The sequence below is a fragment of the Phenylobacterium sp. genome (assembly GCF_030645195.1).
Classification (GTDB): Bacteria; Pseudomonadota; Alphaproteobacteria; order Caulobacterales; family Caulobacteraceae; genus Phenylobacterium.
Window position 1 is genome coordinate 1 of the sequence record NZ_JAUSLW010000064.1, and the last position, 9,200, is coordinate 9,200.

Genomic DNA, 9,200 nt, shown 5'->3' on the forward strand with positions numbered 1-9,200 from the left:
CAGGCGGACCTCCCGGTACATCTTGATCGTGGCGGTGGAGTTGTCGCCGTCGGCGTCGATGTGGATCGGCCCCACGCTGACGTCGGCCTTGTCGCCCTCGGCCACCACGTGCAGGCCCGGCAGGTCGACGCGGGTGTGATCCTCGCCGTTCTCCCCGTCCTCGACCGTGGCCCGGAAGCGCGCAGAGCCCTCTGCGTCCTTCACCGCGACGTCGATGTCTTCGTCGATCTTCTGGCCGACCTTGGCGTCCGCCCGGGCCTCGGCCTCGATGCGGGCGGCCTCGGCGGCCGCGCCGGGGGCGGCGGCCTTGTCGGCGGAGGAGGCGCCGGTAGGCGTTCCGCCCAGCGTCTTCAGTTCGTTCTCAAGGACGGTCAGGGTGGCGCGGGCCGTCCCCTTCACGGGCATGCGCGTCAGGGTGACCTCGGCGCCGTCGGTTTCACGATAGACGCAGCTCTGCCCGTCCGCGGCGGCGCTAACGCGGGTAAGACCCCCCTGGGTGGCGGGGCAGTCGAGCTTGGCGTTGAGGGTGGCGGGCCTCTGGCAGGCCGCGGTGGTGAGCGCGAGGGCCGAGGCGGCCAGCAGCGTCAGGGTCTTCATAAGAATTGGGCTCCGATCCCGTTCGCGAAGAACGGTGACCGGAGCCCGTGACTTGGTCGAGTGAATTCGTCGTAAGCGTTACTGGCCCGGCCGCGAGCCCGCGCCTTCGCGGCGGGCCAGGAAGGCCAGGCGCTCGAAGAGGTGCACGTCCTGCTCGTTCTTCAGCAGGGCGCCGTGCAGCGGCGGGATCAGCTTGGTGGGATCCTTCTCCGCCAGCGAGGCGGCGTCGATGTCCTCGACCATCAGCAGCTTGAGCCAGTCGAGCAGTTCCGAGGTCGACGGCTTCTTCTTCAGGCCCGGGACCTTGCGCATGTCGTAGAAGATGCGCAGCGCCTCGGCGACCAGCTTCTGCTTGATGCCGGGATAGTGGACCTCGACGATCTCGTTCATCGTCTCGGCTTCCGGGAAGCGGATGTAGTGGAAGAAGCAGCGGCGCAGGAAGGCGTCCGGCAGCTCCTTCTCGTTGTTGGAGGTGATGATCACGATCGGGCGGACCTCGGCCTTGATCGTCTCATTGGTCTCGTAGACGTAGAATTCCATCCGATCGAGCTCCTGCAGGAGGTCGTTGGGGAACTCGATGTCGGCCTTGTCGATCTCGTCGATCAGCAGGACGGGGCGCTTGTCGGCGGTGAACGCCTCCCAGAGCTTGCCCTTCTTGATGTAGTTCTTCACGTCCTTGACCCGCTCGTCGCCGAGCTGACTGTCGCGCAGGCGGGTGACGGCGTCGTACTCGTAGAGGCCCTGGTGGGCCTTGGTGGTGGACTTTATGTGCCAGGTGATCATCTCGGCGCCGAGCGCCTTGGCGATCTCGAAGGCCAGGACGGTCTTGCCGGTGCCAGGCTCGCCCTTGATCAGCAGCGGGCGCTCCAGCGCGATAGCGGCGTTGACGGCCACCTTGAGGTCTTCGGTGGCGACGTAATTGTCGGTGCCTTCAAAACGCTGACGCTCGCTCATAATTGGGCTCCCAGGGGCGGGCGTAGAAAGACGCCCGCGCTCGAACAAATGTTTCAACCTGGGGCCAACCTAAAGGCACAGCCGCGACATTCAAGCGGCTTGAACGTCGCGGCCGGCGCTAAGTGCGGGGCTGGCTAGTCGTTGCGCGGGCTGACCGCCAGGGGGTCGGAAGCCGGGAAGCTCTCCTCCAGCCCCTGGTCGAGGCGCCCTTCCAGGGCGGGTTCCGCGGCGTCGCCCTGGGTTCGCACCGGGTAGGGACCCTCTACGTCGTCGGGGCCGGGGGTGTCGTCATTGTCGGCCATCAGGCCGTCCTGGTCGTCGTCCTCCGCCGCGGTGGTCACGTCGAGGAGTTCGGGCAACTCCTCGAAGGTGCGCATCTCGCCCACCTCCTCGCGGTCGTCGAGCTTGGCCTCGTCCTGGGTCTCGGCCTGGTCCTGGGCGTCGGCGCCGTCGTCGGATTCGGAAATGCCGGGCATCGGGGAGTTCCTCGACTGCAAGCCTCCGGGGGAAGGCTCTGATCGGGATTCAACCCCTGGAACCGAGGGCCGTTCCGTCAGGCGGCGAACTCGCCGAGGGCTTGCGCCACCTCGTTCATCACCGGGCCCCAGTCACGGAAGGCCGGCGGCTGGAAGACCCGCATCTGCGGGTACCAGGGGTAGCGGTCGGTCCCCACGCGGGGCCAGGCGCCGGGGGTGGAGACCAGCCAGCAGACCGCGCCGCAGGCCGCGGCGATGTTGGAGGTGGCGTTGGCGAAGCCCACCACCAGGTCCAGGGCGCAGGCCAGGGCCGCCAGGTCGTCCAGGTCCTGCTTCAGGTCGATGCCCGGCGGCGTCCAGATCTCGACTCCGAAGTCGCGGCGGGCCTGTTCGATCTCCTCGCTGCAGTCGCCGTACTGGAGGTTGACGAAACAGACCCCCGGCGTGGCCAGGATCGGCGCCCACTGCTCGAAGGGCGAGAAATAGCGATGGCGCCCGGCGCTGGCGATGGCGCTCTTCCAGAGCAGGCCGACCTTCTTGCCGCCGGGCGCGGTCTTGAGCACCTCGCGCCAGTGGGCGACCCGGACGGGATCAGCGATCATGTAGCGGTCGCGGACCGGGAAATCGTCCACCGAGCGGCGGAACTGGCGCAGGGCCGAGCCGATCGGGGTCCAGAGGTCGATCTCGTCCATCCGCCCGGAAAGGAACTGGACGGCCCGCACCGTGCGGCCCTCGACGCTGTAGGTGTTGTGGCGGCCGACCTCGGCCTGGGGGAAGGAGCGCTGGAACAGGCTCACCAGGCGCGGCTCGACGGCCAGCGTCAGCTTGCCCTCCGGACCCAGGGCCTCGACGATGTCCGGCAGCTGGTTGGCGAATAGGATCTCGTCCCCCAGCCCCTGTTCCCCGATCACCAGCAGGGACTTGCCGGTCAGGTCCATCCCCGGCTCCCAGCGCGGGCGCTCCACCAGGAACTGGGTGCAGTCGGTGAACTGCGGGTGCAATCGGGCCTCGTAATCGTCCCAGCCCTCTCCGATGCGACCCAGGTTGATCAGGATGGTGGACCTGGCCAGCCGCATCATCTGGCGCTCGGATTCCAGGGTGGTCTGGGTCAGGGCGGTGTCGCAGTCGGCCAGGGCCGCGGCGATCTCGCCGATCGCCATGCGCATATTGCCGCGGTTGTAGCGAGCCTTGGCGAAGCCTGCGTCCTGGCGAAGGGCCTCGTCGAAGAAGACCTGGGCGTTCACCGGATCGCCCTGCTCGGCCATCACCGTGCCCAAGGTGTTCCAGACCATCGGGTGGCGGGGATCCTTGGTCAGGGCGGGTTTGAGGACGTCGATGGCCTCCTCGAACCGACTCTGGCTGCGCAGGGCGCAGGCCAGGTTGTTGGCGCCTTCGGGATGGTCGGGGAAGCGCGCCAGGAAATGGCGGAACAGGCGTTCGGCGACCTCCGGCTGGCCGAGCCGGAAGGCCAGGCGGCCCAGGTTGTTGGCCAGTTCGGCGTGATCGGGGAGGAGGGCGATGGCCGCCTCGTAGCAGGTGATCGAACCCTTGAAGTCTCCGGCCAGTTCGCGGGCGATGGCCAGCATGTACCAGCCAAAGCCGCTGCGCTCGTCCTGCTCCAGGGCCTTGATCGCCCATTCCGCCCCGGCCTGGTGGTCATCCTTGCGCAGGGCGTTGACGGCGTTCTGCAGCAGGGGCTGGACCGCGAGCGCCTTCAGCTCGCCCACCGCGGCGTTCAGGCGGTTGAGCGTGGCCCGGTCGCCGCTGGCGCCCATCGCCTCGGTGGACAGGCGCGCCTGGGCTGGAGCGGTCCCTGACTCGAGCGCCGCGGTCGAGGTGGCGCTGTGCTTGGCCGGACGCGGCATTGAGTCGGGCTCCTTGGGATGAGGTGGCGAATAGGGAGACAGATACATGCAATCATGGTTAATCTGATGCTAAGCGCCACTCTGTCGCACAAGGTCGCGGCGCGGCCCTCGGCGGGCGTCGCAAGGCGTCGTTAACCTACGTCCGGTTATGCCTCCTGGGTCGGGAAGCGGCGTTTGCGCTTTCCGGCAGGCCTAGTTCAGGAATTCGCGCCGCATTGGCGCAAGTTGTTCGGGGGAAAAGCGCCTTGCCGCTGAAATTGTCGCTGAAACCCGGCGAGAAATTCGTGCTCAACGGCGCCGTCGTCCAGAACGGTGATCGCCGCGGCGTCCTGATTCTCCAGAACAAGGCTTCTGTCCTTCGAGAGAAGGACATCATGCAGCAGGAAGAGGTCACCACGCCCGCCCGCCGAATCTACTTCCCGGTGATGATGATGTACCTCGATGAGACAGGCGCCGCCCGCTATTACGACGAATTCGTTCACCGCCTGACCGAGTTCATGGGTGTGATTCGGAATCCCGCGGTGCTGTCTGAGTGCGTCGCGATCTCCAAACACTGCATGGAGAAGGAATACTACAAGGCGCTGATGCTCTGCCGGAAGCTCATCGAGTACGAAGACCAGAGGTTGGGGACGAATGTCGCTTCGAGCGTACCAGCAGACCGCGGCTAGGGCCGAGACCGCCCGGGAGACGGAGTATCGTCTCTTCGGCCAGGTCACCCGCGCCCTCATGGATGCGGCCAAGCTCGATCCGTCGGATCTGGGCGGCCGCGCCGATGCGCTGGATTGGAACCGCCGCATGTGGTCGGCCTTCGCCACCGATTGTGGCGCGGCGGAGAACGGCCTGCCGGAATCCCTGCGCGCCCAGATCATCTCCCTGGCGATCTGGGTCGGCAAGCACACCAGCCTGGTGATCCGCGGCCAGGACGACATCCAGGACCTGATCGAGATCAACCGCATGATCATGCAGGGCCTAAGCGGCGGCGCGGCCGAAGCCGCCTGACTCTCGTCAAGGCGAGTCGATGCAACCAGCCGTCGTACTCCCCGAAACCGGGGCCATCGGCGCGCGTCAGGGCGGCCAGGACGGCGATTTAAGGTAAACACTTCTGCTGCGCTCTATGGTCGCGGCGACGGCGGCGCGCCGGTCGATCCGGCATCCCGCGCCTCGGCGGGCCAGGGTCGGGCAGGGGGCCAGCTCCTGGGCCACGGAATCGGCCGCGGGCCCGTCCACGGCCGCCGACCCGGCGTCCGACGCTCCTTGTCCAAGGGCGCGACCAAGGCCCTGGCCGAGCCCGCAAACCTTGACCCGGCAACAGGTCGTCGTTTGCGGCGCCCGCGTGGCGGCAATATGGCGATCGCCTGACCTGGCGCCCTTGGCCCTCGGGGGCGGGGGGAGAGGGGAGGGGCGGTCCGGGGGATATTCAGACCAAGGGCTCCGCGAGGACCTGCGAGGGGCCTCCCAAACCTGTCCTTACACTTCCAGACCCAATGGATAACGGGTCCAGAGGCCAAGAATCATCGTAACAAACTGGTAAGTGATTCTGTTGTGGGTGGGGTCGGGGGACGCGTCCAGGTAGTGCGCCGCTCTCTAAAGTGCTTTTGCGTCCGACCGACTGACCGCTGCTCAAATATATCGACTAGGAAGCTCACATGGCGATTTCCAGCCTTTCGGCGGCTCAGATAAGCGCCCTCTCGGTCACCGTGATCCAGGGGCTCTCCCAGACCGAGATCCAGTCGCTCAGCGCCACCCAGGTCGGGGCCATCAACACCAGCGGCATCGCAGCCCTGGACGCCACGCAGGTCGGAGCGCTCTCCGCCTCGCAGGTGAAGGGCCTCTCGGCGACGCAGATCCCCTTCTTCGACACTTCGGTGGTCTTCGACACCGCCCAGCTCACCGTCCTCAGCGCCCCGCAGGTCAAGGCGCTTTCCACCACCCAACTCGCCGCGCTCGACACGTCCCATATCGCGGTCCTCAGCGCCGCGCAGATCGGCGCCCTGTCGGCCACCAACCTCTCCAGCCTCGACGGCACCCAGGTGGGGGCGCTGAACACCACCCAGATCAAGGGCTTCACCACCACCCAGATCCAAGGACTCAGCACCACCGACATGGCCGAGCTTTCGGCCAACCAGCTGGGCGCCATGCTGGCCGCCCAGGTCGGCGCGATCTCGGCCACCAACCTCTCGTCCCTCGATGGCACCCAGGTGGCGGCCCTGTCGACCACCCAGGTCAAGGCGCTCACCACCGCCCAGCTTCAGGGCCTCAGCACGACGGATATCGGTGAGTTCTCCACCACCCAGATCGGTGCGCTCACCGCCAGCCAGATCGGCGTCCTGTCGGCGACGAACGTCTCGGCCCTCGACACCACCCAGCTCGGCGCGCTCGCCGCCTCGCAGATCGGCGCTCTGACCGCCACGGGTCTCTCGGCCCTCGACTCCACCCAGGTGGGATCGCTCTCCACCACCCAGGTCGCCGGTCTCACCACCACCCAGCTGAAGAGCCTGTCGACGACGGACTTCGCCGACCTGAGTTCGACCCAGATCGGCTCCCTGTCGGCCGCCCAGCTTGGCGCGCTCTCGGCCACCAACATCTCCAGCCTCGACGGCACCCAGGTCGGGGCGCTGAGCACCACCCAGGTGGCCGGTCTGAGCACGACCCAGTTGAAGGGTCTCAGCACCACCGACATGGGTGAGTTCTCCACCACCCAGATCGGGGCGCTCTCGGTCAGCCAGATCAGCTCGCTCTCGGCAACCAATGTCTCGGCTCTGGACGGCACCCAGGTTGCGGCTCTGTCGACGACGCAGGTCAAGGGCCTGGCGGCGACCCAGCTCGCCGGCCTCAACCCCACCGACATCGCCGAGTTCAGCGCCACCCAGGTTGGCGCGCTCACCGCCAGCCAGATCGGCGCCCTGTCGGCGACGAACATCGCGGCCCTGGACGGAACCCAGGTGGCCGCCCTCTCCATCACCCAGGTCCGGGCGCTCTCGACCACCCAGGTCAAGCAGCTCGACACCACCGACGTTGGCGAGCTCTCGGCGACCCAGGTCGGCGCCATGTCGGCGGCCCAGATCGGCGCCCTGTCGGCCACCAGCCTGGCCAGCCTCGACAGCACCCAGCTCGGGGCGCTCGCCGCCTCGCAGATCGGCGCCCTGTCGGCCACCAGCCTCTCGGGTCTGGACGGCACGCAGATCGCGGGCCTCACCACGACCCAGGTCGGCGGCCTGACCACCACCCAGCTGAAGAGCCTGTCGACCACCGACTTCGCCGAGCTGACCTCGACCCAGATCGGCGCCCTGTCGGCCGCCCAGCTCGGTTCGCTGACGGCCACCAACATCGCCAGCCTCGACGGCACCCAGGTGGCGGCCCTGTCGACGACCCAGGTCAAGGGCCTGGCCGCGACCCAGCTCAGCGCGCTCGGCGCCGCCGACGTGCAGGAGTTCACCGCCACCCAGATCTCGGCCCTGAGCAACAGCCAGATCGCCGCCCTGACCGCCACCGGCTTCGCGGCCCTGGACGGCACCCAGGTCGCGGCACTGTCGACGACCCAGGTCAAGGCGCTCACCACCACCCAGCTGAAGGGCTTGGAGACCACCGACATCGCCGAGCTCTCGGCGACCCAGGTCGGCGCCCTTTCGACGAGCCAGATCGCGGCCCTGTCGGCCACGAACCTCGGCGCGCTGGATGTCACCCAGGTCGGAGCCCTGTCGGCGGCCCAGATCGGGGCCCTGTCCAACACCAGCCTCTCGGCCCTGGACGGCACCCAGGTGGCGGCCCTGTCCACCACCCAGGTCGGCGGCCTGACCACCACCCAGCTGAAGAGCCTGTCGACCACCGACTTCGGCGAACTGACCTCGACCCAGATCGGGGCGCTGTCGGCGGCTCAGATCGGCGCTCTGTCGGTCACCAACCTTTCCAGCCTCGACGGCACCCAGGTGGCGGCCCTGTCGACGACCCAGGTCAAGGGCCTGGCCGCGACCCAGCTCAGTGCGCTCGGCGCCGCCGACGTGCAGGAGTTCACCACCACCCAGCTCAGCGCGCTGGCCACGACCCAGGTCGCGGCCCTGTCGCCCACCGGCTTCTCGGCCCTGGACGGCACCCAGGTGGCGGCCCTGTCCACCACCCAGGTCAAGGCGCTCACCACCGGTCAGTTGGCGGCCCTGAACACGACGGACGTCGGCGAGCTGTCGGCGACCCAGATCGGCGCCCTCGGCGCCCCCCAGATTGCGGCGTTCTCGGCCACCAGCCTCTCGGCGATGGACGGAACCCAGGTGGCGGCGCTCTCCACCACCCAGGTCAAGGCGCTCACCTCGACCCAGCTGAAGGCCCTGGACACCACCGACATCGCCGAGCTCTCGGCGACCCAGGTCGGCGCGCTCTCGGCCGTTCAGATCGGCGCCCTGACCTCCACCAGCCTCGGCAGCCTGGACTCGACCCAGATCGGCGCCCTCTCGGCGGCTCAGATCGGGGCCTTGTCGGCCACCAGCCTGTCGGGTCTCGACGCCACCCAGATCGGCGGCCTGACCACCACCCAGGTGGGCGGTCTGACCACCACCCAGCTGAAGAGCCTGTCGACCACCGACTTCGGCGAACTGACCTCGACCCAGATCGGCGCCCTCAGCGCCGGTCAGATCGGCGCGCTCACGGCCACCAACATCTCCAGCCTCGACGGCACCCAGGTGGCGGCCCTGTCGACGACCCAGGTCAAGGGCCTGGCCGCGACCCAACTCAGTGCGCTGAACGCCACTGACATCGCCGAATTCACCACCACCCAGATCAGCGCCCTGGGCGCCAGCCAGATCGCCGCCCTGACGGCGACGAACCTCTCGGCCCTGGACGGCACCCAGGTCGCCGCGCTCTCGACCACCCAGGTGAAGGCCCTGACCAGCGGCCAGCTGGCCGGCCTGTCGACCACCGACATCGGCGAGTTCGACGCCACTCAGGTCGGCGCCCTGACCCCGAGCCAGGTCGGCGCGCTCTCGGCCACCAACATCTCGGCGCTCAGCAGCACCCAAGTGGCGGCGCTCTCGGTCACCCAGGTCAAGGCGCTCTCCACCACCCAGCTGAAGTCCCTGGACACCACCGACATCGGCGAGTTCTCGGCGACCCAGGTCGGCGCCATGTCGGCGGCCCAGATCGGGGCGCTGTCCTCCACCAGCCTGGCCAGTCTCGACGTCACCCAGATCGGCGCGCTCTCGGCGGCCCAGATCGGGGCCCTGTCCAACACCAGCCTCTCGGGCCTGGACGGCACCCAGATCGGCGCCCTGACCACGACCCAGGTCGGCGGCCTCACCGCCACCCAGCTGAGGAGCCTGTC

6 protein-coding genes and 1 pseudogene are annotated in these 9,200 nt (G+C 68.2%); 3 read left to right on the top strand and 4 right to left on the bottom strand.

What is annotated here, in order from left to right; genetic code table 11:
* From Q7T09_RS05485 to Q7T09_RS05500, 4 genes and pseudogenes are all read right to left on the bottom strand, one after another.
* Window positions 1–597, bottom strand: a pseudogene (locus Q7T09_RS05485) (hypothetical protein); the annotation flags it as partial.
* A 78-nt stretch (window positions 598–675) separates the two neighbouring features.
* The gene (locus Q7T09_RS05490; RefSeq protein ID WP_304698282.1) at window positions 676–1,551 is read right to left on the bottom strand and encodes a MoxR family ATPase; all 876 of its coding nucleotides are present in this window, start codon (window positions 1,549–1,551) and stop codon (window positions 676–678) included.
* A 134-nt stretch (window positions 1,552–1,685) separates the two neighbouring features.
* On the bottom strand, window positions 1,686–2,027 hold the full coding sequence (locus Q7T09_RS05495) for a hypothetical protein (RefSeq protein ID WP_304698284.1): 342 nt from the start codon (window positions 2,025–2,027) through the stop codon (window positions 1,686–1,688).
* Between the two features lie 77 nt (window positions 2,028–2,104).
* Window positions 2,105–3,892 carry a tetratricopeptide repeat protein gene (locus tag Q7T09_RS05500; RefSeq protein WP_304698286.1) on the bottom strand — a complete coding sequence of 596 codons (1,788 nt, stop codon included), beginning with the start codon at window positions 3,890–3,892 and terminating at the stop codon, window positions 2,105–2,107.
* Window positions 3,893–4,137: 245 nt separating this feature from the next.
* Between Q7T09_RS05500 and flbT the strand changes: the two genes are divergently transcribed.
* The 3 genes from flbT to Q7T09_RS05515 all read left to right on the top strand — a co-directional run.
* Window positions 4,138–4,560 carry a flagellar biosynthesis repressor FlbT gene (gene flbT, locus Q7T09_RS05505; protein WP_304698288.1) on the top strand — a complete coding sequence of 141 codons (423 nt, stop codon included), beginning with the start codon at window positions 4,138–4,140 and terminating at the stop codon, window positions 4,558–4,560.
* Window positions 4,526–4,891: a flagellar biosynthesis regulator FlaF gene (flaF, locus tag Q7T09_RS05510; protein WP_304698289.1), complete on the top strand. Its 366-nt coding sequence runs from the start codon at window positions 4,526–4,528 to the stop codon at window positions 4,889–4,891. The genes flbT and flaF overlap by 35 nt, the downstream gene beginning before the upstream one ends.
* A gap of 647 nt (window positions 4,892–5,538) precedes the next feature.
* The coding region (locus tag Q7T09_RS05515; protein WP_370689208.1) for a beta strand repeat-containing protein at window positions 5,539–9,200 on the top strand (3,662 nt) is incomplete at its 3' end.